Consider the following 17708-nt stretch of genomic DNA (forward strand, 5'->3'; position numbering starts at 1 on the left):
TTTTATTATCTTATTTAATAACTATGCTCTGTGTAGTCATCCAGTGCGCGAGGACTACCATCTTGATTCACGAGACAGGAACATCCCACCCTCCCACATGGGAGCTAGGGAAATTTGGGTATGAATTATGATTATTTACATTTTGTATTGCAACCACAATTCTCGTAGAGACGTAGCATCGCTACGTCTCTACACAACGTCAAATTTTCAATTCATATTTGTATTCAGCAACACCTAAAATCTAAAATCCAAAATCCAATGACCTAGAATATATCGATATTTACCGTATCTCGCGATACAATTAACCTTCTAAAGCTGAAATCACTCTTAAGTCAGAGGTAAATTCAGCGAAATCGCCAAGAATAGGGGGAGATATCCCCTATCAGATTATCTTATCGTTAAATCCTTATTGATTGCTAATGCGCTTATCTTCTGTGTCTACAGTTACCTATATCGATAAAATTCTGGTTGTTGACGATTCTCCCGATAATGTTTTTCTGGTGAAAACCATTCTCGAAGAGGAAGGTTATGAAATAGCGACAGCGGAAAATGGTCCTAACGCTCTGCAAAAAATTAACGAGTCTCCCTTTGATTTGGTTTTACTCGACCTCATGATGCCCGGAATGGATGGTTACGAAGTAACACAACGCATCAGGGAAAATACTGAAATAAAGAGTTATATGCCAATTTTATTAATTACAGCCCATGATTCCCCAGATGTGGCTCGTGGATTGGATTTAGGGGCTGATGACTTTATTCGCAAACCGGTTACAGTTGATGAATTGTTAGCGCGGGTGCGTTGCTTATTACGTCTGAAACACAGTATTGATGAGCGGGATGAGATTGCTCGTCAGAGGGAGGATTTTGTTTCCCGGTTGACCCATGATTTACGTACACCCTTAGTTGCGGCCGAGAGAATGTTGAAATTGCTACAACAAGGAGCATTGGGAGAACTATCTCCACAGATGTTGGAAGCAATTACGATTATGGGGCGAAGTAATAGTAATTTGTTGGAGATGGTAAATACACTGCTGGAAGTGTATCGATTTGAAGCAGGACGGAAATCCTTAGTATTCGCAGAAGTTAATTTACATCAATTGTTAACGGAGGTGGTAGGGGAATTAAATCCTTTAGCAGCAGCGAAGGGTTTACAGGTGGAAATGGTATTTGCTGCGACAGAAACCGCAGAAAAAATGATTGGCGATCGCCTGGAGTTGCATCGTCTGTTTACTAATCTGCTGGGTAATGCGATTAAGTTTACCGACAATGGGACAATCACGATTCAAACTGATGTTCAGGAAACTGAGCAAGTGATGAATATTCAGGTGATTGATACGGGGGTAGGTATACCACCGGAGCAACAAGCAACCCTATTTGAACGGTTTCGTCCTGGTTCCCACAAGCGTTCGGGAAGTGGTTTAGGATTGTACCTGTCTCGACGGATTGTGGAAGCACATGGTGGTAAAATTCAGGTCAAGTCTAACCCAGGACAAGGGAGTACTTTTTGTGTGAGTCTACCTATTAAACCTGTTTCTAGTTGAATTTTTAGTGCATAAATCAAATCGGGGTATCCCCTGTCTCCCGATAGGGTTCGGTTAATGATTTTTTGTGGTGATGTCGGGAGATGCAATATAATGCGTCTCTACAATTATTTGGGATTGACGAATTTTCTGTTCCGAACTGGATTGTCCTATCTCCTGTATTCTGTCTCCTCAATTCAATGATACAATTAGTCAAATCAGAACTTATTAGTGCACAGCGTAATTTTTTCCGTAGTGGTGTCACTTTCGATGTTAATTTTCGGATTGAACAATTACAAAAATTAATAGCATTAATTACCAGCTATGAACCAGCTATTTATCAAGCATTGAAAGCCGATTTAAATAAACCAGAAGCGGAAGCTTATACCGGAGAAATTTCCATATTGCGACGGGAAATTAATTATGCAATTAAAAATTTAAAAACCTGGATCAAACCGCAAAGCAAACCTTTAAATTGGGTGTTGAAACCAGGAAGTGCTAAAGTTTATCCCGAACCCTTGGGGGTAGTATTAATTATTGGCGCTTGGAACTATCCAATACAGCTATGTTTGTTACCCTTAGTCGGTGCGATCGCAGCCGGAAATTGTGCCATTATTAAACCATCGGAAATCGCTCCCGCTAGTTCCCAATTATTGGTGGAGTTAATTAATCAAAATTTTGCTTCGGAATACGTTCATGTGGTTCCCGGTGATGCAAACACTTGTCAAGCATTATTAGCCTGTCCCTTTGACCATATCTTTTTTACGGGTAGTCCTAAAATTGGTAAAATAGTCATGGCTGCTGCGGCTCAACATTTAACCTCCGTGACCCTAGAGTTAGGAGGGAAAAATCCCTGTATTGTTGATAAAAATGTGGATATTGATGTTACATCCCGTCGAATTATTTGGGGTAAATTTTATAATTGTGGTCAGAGTTGTGTGGCTCCCGATTATCTCTTGGTTCACTCCCAAGTTAAGTTACAATTAATCAATGCTATGCAAACTAATTTACGCCAATTTTATGGTGATAATCCCGCTTTGAGTTCTGATTATGCCCGCATTATTAATCAGAGTAACTATCAAAGATTAATCAATTTATTATCTGGTAAAATTATTTTTGGGGGAGAAACTCATGGGGAAGATTTATATATCGCTCCCACCCTCATTGATGACGTGAATTGGGATGACACGGTAATGAAGGAGGAGATTTTTGGCCCAATTTTACCCATTATCACCTACACCGATATTCATCAAGTAATCCGGAAAATTAACAGTCGTCCGAAACCCTTGGCTTTGTACATATTTTCTCGCGATCGCAATTTACAACGGCAAATTCTGCGCTCCACCTCTTCAGGAACCGTGGCAATTAACGATACCGTGAAACAATATACCGTGGAATCCCTACCTTTTGGTGGGGTTGGTAGTAGTGGAATCGGTAAATATCACGGTAAAGCCAACTTTGACACCTTCTCCCACTATAAGAGTATCCTGCAAAAACCCTTTTTATTCGATGTTTCCCTCGCCTATCCCCCCTACGCTGATAAACTTCCTTGGTTGCGACGATTGCTAGGGTAAATATGAGAACTGGAAATGCAGGATACAAATCTGTCCAGAAGTGTCAATGATTCATAATAAAGCTGCGATACTCAGCAACACGGGGGTTTCGAGGAGCGATTTTTTCTGCTTGCTGATAGGACCAAGCAGCACCTTGGCGATCGCCTAAATGGGTTAATACCGATGCCAACCCTAAATAGGCATCAACATGGTTGCGATTGAGACGAATTGCACGACGATAGGATTCCCGTGCAGCTGGTAAATTACCTAAGTTTCCATGTAAATAGCCTAAAGCATGGTGGTAATCTGCGTTATTCGGTTCCAAAGCGATCGCACGCTGAAATGCAGACAAAGCCGCAGAGTAGTTATTCTGTTTGACGTACAAAATGCCAATTCCCGAATGCACAGAACCATTGCGAGGTCTCATCTGAGCTGCATTTTGATATATTCTCATGGCACTCTCATAATCGCCGCGATCAACAAGCTGTCGTCCCTGTTCTAATAATTGCCTAAATTCCTGGTCATTCCCTTGAGCTTGTGCTACCACTAGCGACGCACCCGCAGACCCGGCAAATCCGGTGAATATACTGGTAAATAGGAAAGCACACACAAGTATATTTCGTTTATACACGGCTGAAACCTCTAACTCCTAAGTAATCTATGGGTAAAAATTGTGCCGAGTAAGTATTTGTCAGCAAAAGAACGGATTTTTGGATTGGGAACGTAAATTATATTACATTTATTCCGAACCGTAGATAAATGCTAATATGCATTATCTAATAAATCCTCCCATTTTGAAGGTATAAAAGAATGCTTTTATTCCCTCTTTCGGTAGATCCACAAATACTGAAAGTATACATCTATCAAACTAGATATTTTTCAATAAAATTTTATATAAATACATATATATACGAATATTGATGGAATTGTCAGGAATATTTAGGGAATTAACAATCATCGGAAATGATACGATTGAACTATAAAGGTTTATGAAATATTGTCCATTCCGAACCATTGAGTGGTACGCTCCCAGTCAAAGGATTATCGTAGTGATTGCAGATAATGGGATTATTTGAGGACTTATGTGATGAACAATTGTATTTTGATGGTAGAAATCAGTAGCGCTCCCCAATTGCGCCATACTCCAGACAATATGGAAGTCGCAGAAATGATGGTAATGTTTCCGGGGTTACGTGCAGATGACCCCCCAGCGACATTACGGGTAGTGGGTTGGGGGAAAACAGCTAGTGAAATGCACGCTAACTACCAAGTAGGCGATCGCGTGATTATCGAAGGACGTTTAGGGATGCGTACCGTTGAACGACCAGAAGGATTTAAGGAAAAAAGGGCTGACTTGACAGTTCAAAGAATTTATCGTGTAAATGGGGAATTTAACCTCGGTAACATGGCTACCCCAGCACCAGCCATACCTAGTTATGAACCTTCCATACCCGTATCCACCTATCAACAACCAGATCCGACTCCCGTATCCACCTATCAATCCGCAGCACCGACCTATAGTCAGGATTATGATTCGGACGATATTCCCTTTTAGTTGAATTTTCGGTTTTGGATTAACCTGAGTTCGGGAGCAGCTAATACAGTTTTACTTTGGAGTTGATACATTTAGGGAAGCAGGGGTAACTGGGGAAGAAAATGTATCAAAATTTGAGTGAAATCGTATAACTTATTACGCATACCGTTGACACCAGAACTCAATGAAAGTGGTTTTTCACCCCTCCCTATTCCCTGTAAAGACGACCCGACGGGTCGTCTTTACGGAGTATTGCCATTTCCAGCAATAAACCGATAGCGACTACCCAGCAAATAGTTTTCGTTAATTTCCCAGACTAACCAATTGCGATGTAACCTTTCCGCAACAAATCCGGTAGTATTACCAGCAAAAGGGTCAAGAATGCGATCGCCTTCATCTGTCAAAAATTTGATCAAAAAATCCGCAAAAGCTGATGGAAATCTTGCTGGATGGGCTTTAATTCCGTTTGTTTTACGGGGTAGCGAATAGAAAAGTCAAAACCCCCTATAAAAACAGTTCCCCAATCCCAAATCTAAAATCCCATAACCCAACAGACAAAAAAAGACAGGCTTAAAAGCCTGTCATGCAAGATACTCTAATTTTGCACAATTTAGAAGTTCATTTCCGCAGCTTGAACTTTCTCCACCTGTTTTTTCTTGAGAACGAGCATAATTTGTGCCATCATCACCAAACAGATGAAGGCAACTAACCCATAAATGCGATTAGCATCCTGTAAAACGATTTCCGTATCCTTTTGACCGAAACCGCCAACATTGGGATTATTGGTCAAAGCTTCCCCTTCCTTAACCACTTGTCCTTCGGAAACAATTAATTCCGGACCAAGGGGAATAACTTCATCAACGGTGCTACCATTTTCTGATTGAATCGTAACAGTCCGCTTCACATTACCATCTTCATCTTCTGTTTTGCTAATTTTGGTAATTGTACCAGCAGCAGGTGCGGTGTAAAGGTTATTATTACTTTTCTCACCTGTGGGATAAACCTGTCCCCGTCCCCGGTTTGCACCTAGATGAACAGAGTACTTACCAAAGCGGATGTTTTTATCGGTTTTTGGATCAGGAGAAAGAATCGGGAAAACGATTTCTTGATACTGTTCTCCGGGAAGGGGACCAACCAAGATCACATTATCCTTCCCTTCCCCATAGGATTGGAAGTAAACATCGCCGACTTCTTCTTTCAAATCTTCAGGGATGCGGTCTTCAGGAGCGATTTTAAACCCTTCTGGTAGCATTAAAACCGCACCTACGTTTAAACCAACCTTAGAACCGTCAGCAGCAACTTGTTGCAGGTTGGTATCGTAGGGAATTTTGACAACGGCTTTAAATACTTTATCTGGTAGTACCGCTTGGGGAACTTCTACTTCAGCTGGTTTCGCTGCAAGGTGACAGTTAGCGCAAACAATCCGTCCCGTTGGTTCGCGGGGTGTTTCTGGATAGGTTTGTTGTGCCCAAAATGGGTAAGCGGATGCTGTTTGGGGAAAGGCGAAATCGCTAGCAACAAAAAAAGTTAGAGTTGCGATCGCAATTAACAGGGTTTTTCCCACTTGACTAAGGACACGTTGTAAGCGTGCAGGTTTGTCGGCGTTTCTCATCTCAATTTAAGGACTATGTATGATGTCGGTTGCTGTAATGATTTCGGGGTCAACAATAACTTTGGAGTTAATGCCTGAATTTCTCACCAGTCAGTTGTAAGCCTTAAGTAAGGGATTGATTTTCCTTCTACTCCCGTCACGGACTACTCCCGATTTCCTCTAAGTTTTAGGGTTTGGTGAGAAATGCGGAAACGGGAAGATTTTTCCACTATCCCATGTTTTGCAGATGCGTTACGCCCACCAAGGTTCTTCCCCTGTGCGGAAATCGGTCTCCGTCCAGGGTGTCAACAAGATTTTATCGTCTTCCACATTGGCATGGCTCAACGCCAGAGAACGAGGTGCAGGTCCGCGCACCACTTTACCAGTTGCATCATACTGGGAACCATGACAAGGACACTTAAATTTATTTTCCGCCGCGTTCCAGGGAACAACACAACCTAAATGGGTACAAACCGCGTTAATCCCATAATCGCTAATCGCTTCTTTGCTCTCGACGACAATATAGGTTGGGTCTCCCTTTAACCCTTGGACAAGAACGCGATCGCCCACATTGTGACTTGCCAAAAACTGGCTTACCAACACATCATTGCCCAGTTCATCCTTTGCACTGGTTCCACCACCCGCACTGCCGCTTGCCGGAGGAATAAAATACTTCACCACAGGATACAATGCACCCAGAGCAACTCCTGTCACCGTCCCAAATGTGAGAAGATTCATGAATTGCCGTCGTCCCATATCGGGAACATCCATTGATTCGGAAAACTGAGCCATAATCTACGCGTTCTTTGTGTATTTTGTTTAACTATTTTTTGACTTGAGTTCTAAAATATCGAAAAACCCAGGTCGAAATCAATCTGCCGTTTTGCCCACTCGCCAGCTAGAATTCCTTGACAAAAGAACTTTCTAGCATTTCCTATGGTAGCATTACATTTCTTTATATTCCTATCATACTTGAGTCACCTAAATTAACAACCAACACGAAATGTAAAATTAGATTACATGAATTCTATGAGCGGAGAGAAATTACGTCAGTTGTTATTGAGCAAATGGGGACGCTCCTACGATGTCCAGTTGCGTCGCACCCAGGGTAAAATATTTGTACAAATAATGTGGAAGTATCTAGAACAGGCTTCTTTCCCGTTGAGCGAGGAAGAATATGTTCAGCATCTGGATAACATCGCTAACTATTTGGATGGTTTAGGGGTGACTGGACAAGTAAGTTTGTATATTCAACAAACCCGCGAAAAACCTCGCTTGGGAAAAGCTGTCAGTATCCCTGTAGATTTGGGTGAACGTGCTAGCGAATGGCTAGTACAATAGTACAGAAATACGGGAGACAGGAGGTGTAATTACTGTGACGGGAAATCGCTACAATTATCCTGAACTAAAATGTATAATTATTTCCTACTTTATAGAGCAAAAATTCGACCGTTAAAAATGGATTTATCAACGCTGAATTTTTGATTTTAATCTAACTTTAAGGGTAGTAAAAGCGTAAACTCTGTCCATTTTTCAGTACAAGTGTGAAAAATCTGACCTTGGTGATTTTTAGTGATAATTTCCTGAGAAATCGATAAACCAACACCAGTGAGTTTATCTCGCTTGGTAGTAAAGAAAGGTTGAAAAATTTTGTCTTGAATTTCTGCGGGAATACCTTTACCGTTATCAGCGATTTTAATGATGACATTCTCCCGGTCTAGGCCAGTTGTGATTTTAATTTGCGGTGAATTAGCTAATTCCCGATGAGCAAATTTTTCTTCAACGGCATCAATGGCATCAATGGCATTAGTAATAATGTTTAAAAATACCTGATTAATTTGTCCAGAATAGCAGGTAACTAGGGGTAGACTACCATAGTCTTTAATCACTTGAATGGGAGGACGATTCGTTTGAGCTTTGAGACGATATTGGAGAATCATTAAAGTCGTTTCTATCCCTTCATGGATATCAACAGCCTTTTTCTTGTTACCATCGTGACGGGAAAAATTTCTGACGGATTGCATAATCCCGTGAATGCGATCGCTCCCTAATTTCATCGAGGAAATCAACTTCGGTAAATCTTCCATAATATGGTCTAAATCAATGTTTTCAATTAATTCCTGAATTTCTGGATCTGATTGGTTAAATTTTTGTCGATATGTTTTCACCAGGTGAATTAAATCATGGGTATACTGATTCGCATGGTAAATATTTGTAGAAATCAAACCAATCGGGTTATTCACCTCATGCGCAACCCCAGCAAATACTTCTCCCAGGGAAAAGATTTTTTCATTTTGTACAAGCTGCAACTGGGTTTTTTGTAATTCTTCTAATGCCATCATTAGTTCTGCCGTTCTTTCCCTCACCCGTTGCTCTAAGTTTTGTTTTTCCTGTTCTAATTCTAAATGTAAACGTCGAATTTTTAATTGTAATTCAATTCTGGCTACAACTTCATCTTGATGAAAAGGTTTAGTAATATAATCGACCGCACCTAACTTTAAACCTCTAACTTTTTCCAACGTATCCGTTAATGCGGTCATAAAAATGATAGGAATATCTTTGGTATCCGCATCACTTTGTAAGCGAGAACAAGTTTCAAAACCATCGATTTTTGGCATCATGATATCAAGTAAAATCAAATCAGGATGGTTATCTTTAGCTTGTTGAATACCACTCTCTCCATCCATTTCGACTAATACTTCATAACCAGCATTCATTAAAGTCCCACAAATTACCTCTAAATTAGTCGGACTATCATCAATAACTAAAATTGTAGGTTTAGCTTCAACTGCTACCTGGACCAGGGATATTTTTTCCCCAAGGTTTACTGGATTTAAACTAGATTCTGATATCATATATATTTATCTCGCGGTTAATGATAAGTATTTGAATATAGAGTATTTTGAAGTATTCCCTTGCTTGCTAATAAATAACAATTATCTCCATCAATTATCTGGAAAGGATTGGCGAATATATAATAGAATCAGACAAAGCTATTCTGGGATTTTCAAGGTATATTTTTGTTAAAAAAACGATTATGTAATTATGATGTATTAACAATTATATTAAATATTCAAATAGTTGCTCCTAGTTCCGTACATTTTTAGCTAAAAAATCACGAATTTTCTGAATATTGAAAGTTTGAGTATACTCACGTAGTTTTTTGACAAACTTACCATAGCTTGGATCGAGTGCTTCTATGCGTATTAGTTCATCTTGAATACCGCGAATCTGTCCCCTTTTGGCAAATTCTACCAAGGAAGCAATCACCGAAAAGGGAGGAATAGATATTTCACCTTGAACTTCTACATTGGTATCCTCAATAGTATGATTGGCATAAATCCAATTGATACCTAACTGCTGATTTAACACCTGATATAACTCATCTGTATTAATGGGTTTAGATAAAAAAGCATCTACACCTTTGTGAGTAGTCATATTTTGTTCATATTCCATCACAATATGAGAAGAAAGGATAAACTTAGTTGCAGATAGATGGGGACAGCAACGAATTTTTGCCGCTAATTCCCATCCATCCATAATTGGCATCCCCATATCAGAAATTATCAAATCTGGTTGGATAACCTCAGCTTGTTGCAGAGCGTCATTCCCATTATCAGCTTCAAAAATCATAAACTTTAAAGGTTCAAGTAAACTAATTAAAATACTACGATTTTTCCAGTTATCATCAACGATGAGAATCTTCTTTTTCTCTCCTGTATAGCCCACTATTTTTCCAGAGGAGTTAATGGTACTATTCTCTGTCCAATCGTGGGTAATTTCACAAATCAGCGCAAACGAAAAAACACTTCCGGTAGGGATTTTACTTTTAATTTTGAGTGTGCTACCCATTTTTTGCAGAATTTTCTGACTCAGAGCGATCGCAAATCCAGGTTCATCCCCTTTTGGCTGATGATTATAGACATTTTCAAACGGGGAAAATAGACTTTGGATTTGCTCATTAGTTAAACCACCATCGGTTTTACTAATTTTGATATTAATAACTTGATTATTTTGATTACGGGGATAGGGAAAAGCCTGAATTGTCAGTTTTACATATCCCTGGTTAGTAGATTTAATTGCATAACTAATTAAATTTGTCATCACCTGACGTAGACGATTTTTATCCGCATTAATTCCAATCGGTAAATTAAAAGACGGATTATAAATTAACTTTATGCCTTTTTGCTCCGCTTGCACTCGACAAGTTTCCACAATTCTTTGACAAAATGATGGGAATTGAAAATCAACCGGGTTTAATTCAAGATTATCAGTTTCTAATTTAGAAAAATCGAGGATATCATTTACCAACTCAAGCAGGTGAGAACCACAATTATAAATGGTAGTAATTCCCCGTTGTTGTTCCGGATTTAAATCCGGCGATCGCATCATAATTTGTGCATAGCCTAAAATTCCATTTAAAGGTGTACGTAGTTCGTGACTGATATTGGCTAAAAATCTAGTTTTTGTATCAGAAATATTCTCAATTTCTGCTTGTAATGTTTGATTTTGATGGTGAAGATAATTAATATATTCCCTCAATCTATCGAGCATTATCCGGAGTTTAGATACATCATCATCAATTTGACTAATATCATGAATTTCTCCTGTGTCTGTAAGCATTTTTGTGAGAAGATTTTGAGTTTGATGATTGATATCACTAATTGGTTTTAGCAATTTTTGACTAAATCGTAAACTGATATAGGATGTCAGCAGTAAACTCAAACAAAAAAAACAAATCAGGAGTAGCTGATACACAAAATTCCCCTGATTTACCGTTTTTTCGGCAATTTCTGATGCTGCTGTTAGCTGTTCTATTCGCTGAGATAACTGATAAACTAATTGACGATGGATAGGTAAGCTTTCTTGAGTTATTCTCCTCAACTGCTGTCTCAATTCCAATTCGTTCCTAAACTTCTGACTGGTGTTTAGAATTGTTTCTATTTGCAATAAAAATTGCTGGTGGCTATTTTGAGATTCCCTTAACCATAAGTTAAATCTGGAGTCAGATAGATGGGTCGGGAAATCTAATACAACTTGAATTAAATAACGAGTACGTTTTACCCTCTGGAGAAAAGAATCACGCACTTGGAAATCGGTTTGTAAGTCAGCAGGAGGAAAATCAACCAATTTCTGTAAAGCTAAACTATGATGACCTAATTCATTCAAAAGACGAATTTGACTTTGTAATAATCCATAGGAACGATTCACCGATGACCGGGAGTATTCCCCCACCTTTATTCCCAGTAACATCAGTGATACAAATATCAATAACGCGATCGCATTTCCGGCAATGATTTTTTGTTCTAAACGGAAATTATCAATCCTAGTGACAACCAAACCGAATTTCCATAACTTCAAGCGTTGATACCACTTCAAGTTAGATTCTGGGATAGAATTATCTTTGTCAAATTGCACCATCAGATATACATCAGCTTTTTATACGTGTTATCACTGTTGTCTCCTGTCAAAGACTAGGACAAAAATTCATCCAGTCTCTTTACCTGTATGCAGGTTGACATACCTTTCCACTTGTATAATGCCCAAAATCAAGACAAAAGCTATATCTCCCTTGTAAATATAGGTTCTAGTGTCAGCAGTAGATGTTGGCTGCTCCAGTGATAAAATCCACAACACGCTTAGAGAAAGATGATGTAAAATGCCGTAAAACTGGGGACAAAAGTATGAGAATCTGGCTAGCTTGTTTTGTTGTTCTATTTGCTTTAGCAGAATTATTCGATTGGGTTAAAGACCTGTCCTTACCCCTACCAATATATATTCTGGGTGGTGCTTTTCTCGCGATCGCATCCAACTACGACAAATTAATTCACACCTATCACCCCACCGGGAATGATATTACCGAAATTGTCACCGATATCCCCCACCTAGAATCATCAAAAGCAACACCAATTACCCTCACCCAAGAACTACAACCCCATGAGACAGTAGTACTTGACCAAATCAACAATACTGGGTCGAGGTAGGTCAGGGAAGTAGGGGAAGAAAATGTATCAAAATATGGGTGAAATGGTGCAAGTAAGTCGGCGTTCAAAAATCAAGGTATGTCCGAAACAAGTGAAACGCAGTCAAAGGAGGCAATTTAACCTGAATTCGACGGGTTTTAAACGCAATAATCTTTGTGAATCAAGGATTTCGGAAGTTAAAGTTCAAAGCAACCTCTAACTTTCGTTGAGAACAAAGTTAATAACTTGTCGTCGCCAACCTCTCTGTAGGACTTGCTGAAAAATAGTAAAGACGGGATATATCGCGTCTCTATATCTTTTAAGAGAGGGTATATAGTTCCAGAAAATATAAATAAGACCAACTCCCTATTCCCTGAGAGGGTGACAAGGTGGATGTAACCTAGGTAGGGCAAGGCTTTCGTTTTAACGGCTGCTGAAAAGATAAAAATTAATTTTAGCGATCGCTCAACGGGAGGATGAGAGTTTTAAGCACTGGTGGATAGGAAAATATTAGTGTTGGCTTTTTATCTTTTCAGTATCTATCGTCTGAAAAGCTTGCCCTATAACGAGTTGATGATGCTTGTCTCTCCTTCAGGAATCAATAATTTTGGAAGTCCAAGTTCAAAGCAATCTCTAACTTTCGTTGAGAACAAAGTTAATAACTTGTCGTCGCAAACCTCTCTGTAGGACTTGCTGAAAAATAGTAAAGACGCGATATATCGCGTTTCTATATCTTGTAAGCTTTAGAGGGTATTTTAGTTCCAGAAAGCGCAAATAAATAAGACCAACTCCCTATTCCCTACCCTTACGAAAAGACTTTTTCCGCAGACCCTACTTAACGTGAATTCGATGGATTGTAAAGGCTATAATCCCTGTGAATCAATGATTTTGCAAGTTAAGGTTTAAAGTAACCTCATCCATTAGTTAAGAACAAAGTCAATAACTGACTGATTTCAGGTTTAATGATTTTATTCTCAACATCATACTTGGAGGTTTTTAAAAACTTTTATTTCCTACGAATGATACTGGACAAGACTTTCAGGCTTCATAACTCATCGAACTCACGTCTACTTACATTTTTTTAGATGGAAGTTCACAATCAAAAACAAAAAAGGCGAACAAATGTTTGCCTTTTTTTGATTCTGATCAAGTCTCTAATTACCAAAAAAAGTGAAGCTGGCTCCAGTCTCAATAATTTTCAGCGAATTCTCAATATTAATGACACCATTCTCAAATAGCTCACGTAGAAATCAGCCTTTGAGACTTTAGATATTGACCTTGACAAATTTGCTGATACAATAGGGTATTATGGCCATTTTATATGCAATTATCACCCCATTGAGCCAACTCCGCAGCATTACGAACATTGTCTAGTTGCATATCTCCACAGGTACGCTTAATAAGACCCGTGAGAACATTACCTGGACCAATCTCCACCACATGGGTAATACCGTGGTCTGCCAACCCTAAAGAAATCTCCCGCCAACGTACTGAACCCGTCATTTGTTGCATCAGTCGCTGTTTTAAAACATTTCCATCTTGGGTGGGAGTGGGTTCCACATTTGACATTACTGGTATTGAAGCAGGTAAAAATTCCACAGAGGTTAGAACATCTTGAAACTCCTGGGCAGCCGCAGCCATCAAGGGAGAGTGAAATGCACCCGATACATTCAGCGGAATAGCGCGTTTCGCCTTGACCTTCTCCATCACCATCTTCACAGCTTCCGGCGTACCCGATATCACCACCTGTTCCGGACTATTATCATTCGCCAATACCACGTCAGGGGTTTGCCCAATTACCCGTTCCAACTCATCTCGATCAAATTTAATCATTGCTGCCATCATTCCCCCAGCAGCATTTTCCATCAGTTCCGCCCGTCGTTTGACCAAACGCAATCCGGCAGACCATTCAAAGACACCAGCGACGTACAGAGCAATGTACTCACCTAAACTGTGCCCAGCGACAAAATCAGGTAAGGTTTTTTGTTTCAGCAAGTCGGCAAGAATACTTTCAACAACGTATAAACACGGTTGAGTGTAGAGGGTTTGTCCCAGCTTTGCTTCGTCATGTTGACAAACCGCAATTACCGACCATCCTAAAATTTCCTCCGCCTGTGCAAAACGCTGTTGAGCTAGAGGCAAGTCAATCAAATCAACACCCATACCAAGGACTTGAGAACCTTGTCCGGGGAACACCCATGCAGTCTTAGACATTTCCGATTTGTAAATAAAGTGAGTAGGGAGTGGGGAGTGAGGGAAAAGTGTTTCCTAGTGTGGCTTCGCTGTGAGCGTTCGCCAAACATCTGAATGATTGCGTACAGAAGTACTTTCAGAAGAAAGCTGCGCCTACATGGGGAACTCGTTTACAAACAGAGTGAGTAGTAGTGTAGACGCACAAGTGGCAAGACAAGAGGCTGTAGGGAACTGGGGATAGGAAAAGAGGGCTTGTCAAGGCAGGTTTTTGACGAGTAATTGGGTATGGCATGGACTAGGATTATACTGCAAGTGGTTAATCAGCTAATCGCTGCGTCTATGGAGATACAACCTATACCGGAGGTTTTTGAGGGATTTGGAAATTGGGACTTTTCACCATTTTGAGTCTGTATTCCGCACAACCTCCTCTATTCTGTTTTCTATCTCCTCCAGCAAGCTATCTTCCCCATTGAAAAATCACCGCACCCCAACTTAAGCCAGCACCAAAACCGGAGGCAGCAATTACATCATTAACTTGAATTTTCCCATCGCGTACAGCCTCATTTAAAGCCAGGGGAATAGAAGCGGCAGAAGTATTGCCATATTCAGCAAGATTGCTAATCACCTTATCAGCAGGAATACCCAAACGTTCAGCCACCGCATCTAAAATCCGTTGATTGGCTTGGTGCATTAACAACCAATCAATGTCCTCCACATTCAGATTGGCGTAATATAGGGCTTTATCAATGACTTCGGGGACTTTTTGAACAGCGAAGCGATAAACCTCCTTGCCGTTCATGGTTACTGTTTGGTAGCAACCTTTGCCAACGCTAACTCCGGAAACCAATTCCTGGGCTTGAGCTTGGTAGGCTAAATTCAGATAATGGTTCTGACTGCCATCGCTTCTCATTTCAAACCCCAGTAATTTATCCTGACTCGAAGCCTGCATCACCACGGCACCAGCACCATCACCAAAGAGGACACAGGTAGTTCTATCTTGCCAATTGACCCAACGGGAGTGGATATCAGCCCCAATTAATAATACATGGCGATAGACACCTGTACGAATATATTGGGATGCAGTCACCATGCCAAAAATAAAGCCGGAACAGGCAGCAGTTAAATCGAAGGCAACCGCTCGGGTTGCACCTAACTCCGCTTGGATTTTACAGGCACTGCCATACATATCATCGGCTGTGGAAGTTGCCAATAAGATTAAATCAATGTCATCTGGGGTAATCCCAGCCATTGCGATCGCATCCCGTCCCGCTTGAGCAGCTAAGGTTGCCAATGATTCATCGGCAGCAGCAATATGTCGATTCCGAATCCCTGTCCGAGTCCGAATCCACTCATCACTAGTATCAACCAATACGGACATCGCCTGATTATCCAAGCATTTCGATGGGGTTGCCGACCCACATCCAGTCATTGCTACGCCTATATTTTGTACGTTCACCCTTCCCACCAATCCCTATTTTCTACTCTCACATCTGAGTGATCTAAACACTGAGATTTAGACTAATCCTGGATTTCTCACGAGTAAGTTATAAGCCTTGAGTAACGGATTGTATTTTCCTTGTACTCCCTGCTCTCTGTACAGACGACCCGACGAGTCGTCTGGACTATCCCTGTGAGTTTTAGGGTTTTGTGAGAAATGCGGATAACACCGATGGGGAAAGTATGGTCAAAACTACCAGGAAAATTCCACGGAATTTACTTGCTTGGTTTGACCAATATTTCCTTCACGGTACAGAGCAAGCTGATTTATCGTTGTGGAACCAATCATCAGCTATTCGTCAAGTGGCTTGTCTAGGACAAAGTTTACCAAACCGCGTACCCAAATCCCAAATCCGTCTGGGAAAGTTTGTCTTTGAAGAAAAATCTCCAAGCTCCTTTCCGGAGAAATCACCCGACGCTAAAGCCATCCAAAATCGAAAATTCAAAATCGAAAATTGTTTGACTCTGCACCGGAAGTCAAGACAAAATCAGCTCGATTCACTTTGTAAAGTTGAATATTGGGACTGGATGCGTTGTAGAACTTCGTGATCAACAGCATCTTTGGCTATGCGAATAGCATTAAAAATAGAGGGAGCTTGGGAGCTACCATGCCCAATAATACAAACACCATTAACACCGAGCAGTAAAGCACCGCCATGCTCTGCGTGGTCAATACGTTGTTTGATCCGACGTAAATTAGGTTTTAAAATTGCCGTTCCGATTTGACCGTTTAATCCTTGGGGGAGTTCTTCCCGCAAAATTTGCAGTAAAACTTCACCAACAGCTTCGGCGAATTTGAGCAAAACATTACCAGCAAAACCGTCACAGACAATCACATCAAATCGTCCAGAGAGAACATCCCGTCCTTCCGCATTGCCAACAAATTGGATTTGGGGATTTTCCCGTAGTAGTTGATGCGCTCTGACTGCTGCATCATTGCCTTTGCAATCTTCCTCGCCAATATTCAACAGTCCCACCTTCGGTTCCTCCACACCCAACACATATTGACTGTAGGCAGAACCTAAAATACCAAACTGTTCCAAAAATTTGGGACGACAATCCACATTAGCCCCCACATCCAGGATTAAAACCTGTTTGCTAGCCATAATTGTTGGGAAAACCGCACCAATTGCCGGACGTTCTACACCTGGTAAGCGACCCAAGCGTAATAGGGCTGATGCCATTGCCGCTCCAGAGTGTCCAGCCGAAACCACCGCATCTGCTCGTTTTTGCTTTACCAAATCCATCGACACATTAATCGATGATTTCGGCATCCGTCGAATTGCGGTGAGTGGTTCATCTTCCATTGCGATCGCACCTTCCGATGGTACGATTTCCACTTGCTCCAGGTTTGTTTTGGGAGGCAAGCAGTTTTGAATTTGCTGGGGGTCTCCGACGAGTAATACCTCCACACCTAATTCGTCTCGCGCTCGCAAAGCTCCCGCGATAATCTCACCAGGTGCATGATCCCCACCCATTGCGTCAATTGCGATCCTTACGCACGTCGATCCCATTGCTGTTGAGCTTTTAGAAACCTTATAAATTTTACCAGATGCGTATGCAAGAACTGCGCAGGCATCAACATCCCTCTTTATCCGTAACTACGTTAACAAGTTATTCGTCACTGCACAAGGGGAATGTTTAACTGGGGAGGTTTATTTCTGTGATTTATTTTCGCAAGCCTATTTTCCAGATTGACATCTACCATTGCCGAAGAGAGAAACCAATGGGATTCTAGATTTTGGATTTGAAATTTTGGATTTTGTTGATAAATACCAATCCCTGCTCCCGAATTCCTAATATTAAATTTTCTGTGATATCCAGGCGAAAATAAGTAATTTGTGCTAATACCCACTT

Annotated in this window: 15 protein-coding genes and 1 pseudogene; 7 read left to right on the forward strand and 9 right to left on the reverse strand. The window is 40.7% G+C overall.

What is annotated here, in order from left to right; genetic code table 11:
* Positions 1-419: 419 nt before the first annotated feature.
* Together CDC37_RS23605 and CDC37_RS23610 are read left to right on the forward strand one after the other, a co-directional pair.
* On the forward strand, positions 420-1541 hold the full coding sequence (locus CDC37_RS23605; protein WP_096625687.1) for a hybrid sensor histidine kinase/response regulator: 1122 nt from the start codon (positions 420-422) through the stop codon (positions 1539-1541).
* Positions 1542-1720: 179 nt separating this feature from the next.
* A complete protein-coding gene (locus tag CDC37_RS23610; protein WP_096626601.1) occupies positions 1721-3094 on the forward strand; it encodes an aldehyde dehydrogenase in 1374 nt (457 codons plus the stop codon).
* A gap of 43 nt (positions 3095-3137) precedes the next feature.
* Here CDC37_RS23610 and CDC37_RS23615 read toward each other — a convergent pair whose 3' ends face one another.
* Positions 3138-3704 carry a tetratricopeptide repeat protein gene (locus CDC37_RS23615; RefSeq protein WP_096625689.1) on the reverse strand — a complete coding sequence of 189 codons (567 nt, stop codon included), beginning with the start codon at positions 3702-3704 and terminating at the stop codon, positions 3138-3140.
* Positions 3705-4160: 456 nt separating this feature from the next.
* Between CDC37_RS23615 and CDC37_RS23620 the strand changes: the two genes are divergently transcribed.
* Complete coding sequence (locus tag CDC37_RS23620; protein WP_096625691.1) at positions 4161-4628, forward strand: single-stranded DNA-binding protein; 468 nt, start codon at positions 4161-4163, stop codon at positions 4626-4628.
* 221 nt (positions 4629-4849) lie between these two features.
* Here the strand turns inward: CDC37_RS23620 and CDC37_RS23625 are convergent.
* From CDC37_RS23625 to petC, 3 genes and pseudogenes are all read right to left on the reverse strand, one after another.
* Positions 4850-5080 (reverse strand): annotated as a pseudogene (locus tag CDC37_RS23625) (DNA methyltransferase); the annotation flags it as partial.
* Positions 5081-5217: 137 nt separating this feature from the next.
* The gene (gene petA, locus CDC37_RS23630; RefSeq protein WP_096625695.1) at positions 5218-6219 is read right to left on the reverse strand and encodes a cytochrome f; all 1002 of its coding nucleotides are present in this window, start codon (positions 6217-6219) and stop codon (positions 5218-5220) included.
* Between the two features lie 231 nt (positions 6220-6450).
* Entirely contained in the window at positions 6451-6990 is a 540-nt protein-coding gene (gene petC, locus CDC37_RS23635; RefSeq protein WP_096625697.1) for a cytochrome b6-f complex iron-sulfur subunit, read from the reverse strand.
* A 237-nt stretch (positions 6991-7227) separates the two neighbouring features.
* Between petC and CDC37_RS23640 the strand changes: the two genes are divergently transcribed.
* Positions 7228-7539 (forward strand): DUF3067 family protein, encoded by a 312-nt coding sequence (locus tag CDC37_RS23640; protein ID WP_096625699.1) that lies wholly within the window; start codon positions 7228-7230, stop codon positions 7537-7539.
* 146 nt (positions 7540-7685) lie between these two features.
* Here CDC37_RS23640 and CDC37_RS23645 read toward each other — a convergent pair whose 3' ends face one another.
* A complete protein-coding gene (locus CDC37_RS23645) occupies positions 7686-9050 on the reverse strand; it encodes a hybrid sensor histidine kinase/response regulator (RefSeq protein WP_442861102.1) in 1365 nt (454 codons plus the stop codon).
* 235 nt (positions 9051-9285) lie between these two features.
* Positions 9286-11619 (reverse strand): histidine kinase dimerization/phospho-acceptor domain-containing protein, encoded by a 2334-nt coding sequence (locus CDC37_RS23650; RefSeq protein WP_096625703.1) that lies wholly within the window; start codon positions 11617-11619, stop codon positions 9286-9288.
* 263 nt (positions 11620-11882) lie between these two features.
* Between CDC37_RS23650 and CDC37_RS23655 the strand changes: the two genes are divergently transcribed.
* On the forward strand, positions 11883-12182 hold the full coding sequence (locus tag CDC37_RS23655) for a hypothetical protein (protein ID WP_096626603.1): 300 nt from the start codon (positions 11883-11885) through the stop codon (positions 12180-12182).
* Between the two features lie 22 nt (positions 12183-12204).
* A complete protein-coding gene (locus CDC37_RS24805) occupies positions 12205-12381 on the forward strand; it encodes a hypothetical protein (RefSeq protein WP_172892820.1) in 177 nt (58 codons plus the stop codon).
* Positions 12382-13478: 1097 nt separating this feature from the next.
* On the opposite strand, the gene fabD is transcribed toward CDC37_RS24805, so the two are convergent.
* Both fabD and CDC37_RS23665 read right to left on the reverse strand, forming a co-directional pair.
* Entirely contained in the window at positions 13479-14375 is an 897-nt protein-coding gene (gene fabD, locus CDC37_RS23660; RefSeq protein ID WP_096625705.1) for an ACP S-malonyltransferase, read from the reverse strand.
* Between the two features lie 436 nt (positions 14376-14811).
* Positions 14812-15783, reverse strand: coding sequence for a beta-ketoacyl-ACP synthase III (locus CDC37_RS23665; protein WP_096625707.1), 972 nt, complete (start codon positions 15781-15783; stop codon positions 14812-14814).
* 218 nt (positions 15784-16001) lie between these two features.
* Here CDC37_RS23665 and CDC37_RS23670 point away from each other — a divergent pair, with 218 nt between their 5' ends.
* Complete coding sequence (locus tag CDC37_RS23670) at positions 16002-16400, forward strand: hypothetical protein (RefSeq protein WP_096625709.1); 399 nt, start codon at positions 16002-16004, stop codon at positions 16398-16400.
* Here the strand turns inward: CDC37_RS23670 and plsX are convergent.
* Positions 16340-17365: a phosphate acyltransferase PlsX gene (plsX, locus tag CDC37_RS23675; RefSeq protein ID WP_096625711.1), complete on the reverse strand. Its 1026-nt coding sequence runs from the start codon at positions 17363-17365 to the stop codon at positions 16340-16342. The genes CDC37_RS23670 and plsX overlap by 61 nt on opposite strands.
* Positions 17366-17708: the final 343 nt, after the last annotated feature.

Origin of the sequence: Calothrix sp. NIES-3974 (assembly GCF_002368395.1) — a bacterium.
Lineage (GTDB): Bacteria > Cyanobacteriota > Cyanobacteriia > Cyanobacteriales > Nostocaceae > NIES-3974.

What these genes read in the sequence shown, in the direction of transcription:
- CDC37_RS24805 (WP_172892820.1), top strand. Translation starts at nt 12,205, where the DNA reads ATGTATCAAAATATGGGTGAAATGGTGCAAGTAAGTCGGCGTTCAAAA.
- petC (WP_096625697.1), bottom strand. Translation starts at nt 6,990, where the DNA reads ATGGCTCAGTTTTCCGAATCAATGGATGTTCCCGATATGGGACGACGG.
- CDC37_RS23665 (WP_096625707.1), bottom strand. Translation starts at nt 15,783, where the DNA reads ATGACTGGATGTGGGTCGGCAACCCCATCGAAATGCTTGGATAATCAG.
- CDC37_RS23655 (WP_096626603.1), top strand. Translation starts at nt 11,883, where the DNA reads ATGAGAATCTGGCTAGCTTGTTTTGTTGTTCTATTTGCTTTAGCAGAA.
- CDC37_RS23610 (WP_096626601.1), top strand. Translation starts at nt 1,721, where the DNA reads ATGATACAATTAGTCAAATCAGAACTTATTAGTGCACAGCGTAATTTT.
- CDC37_RS23640 (WP_096625699.1), top strand. Translation starts at nt 7,228, where the DNA reads ATGAGCGGAGAGAAATTACGTCAGTTGTTATTGAGCAAATGGGGACGC.
- fabD (WP_096625705.1), bottom strand. Translation starts at nt 14,375, where the DNA reads ATGTCTAAGACTGCATGGGTGTTCCCCGGACAAGGTTCTCAAGTCCTT.
- CDC37_RS23650 (WP_096625703.1), bottom strand. Translation starts at nt 11,619, where the DNA reads ATGGTGCAATTTGACAAAGATAATTCTATCCCAGAATCTAACTTGAAG.
- CDC37_RS23620 (WP_096625691.1), top strand. Translation starts at nt 4,161, where the DNA reads ATGAACAATTGTATTTTGATGGTAGAAATCAGTAGCGCTCCCCAATTG.
- plsX (WP_096625711.1), bottom strand. Translation starts at nt 17,365, where the DNA reads ATGGGATCGACGTGCGTAAGGATCGCAATTGACGCAATGGGTGGGGAT.
- petA (WP_096625695.1), bottom strand. Translation starts at nt 6,219, where the DNA reads ATGAGAAACGCCGACAAACCTGCACGCTTACAACGTGTCCTTAGTCAA.
- CDC37_RS23605 (WP_096625687.1), top strand. Translation starts at nt 420, where the DNA reads ATGCGCTTATCTTCTGTGTCTACAGTTACCTATATCGATAAAATTCTG.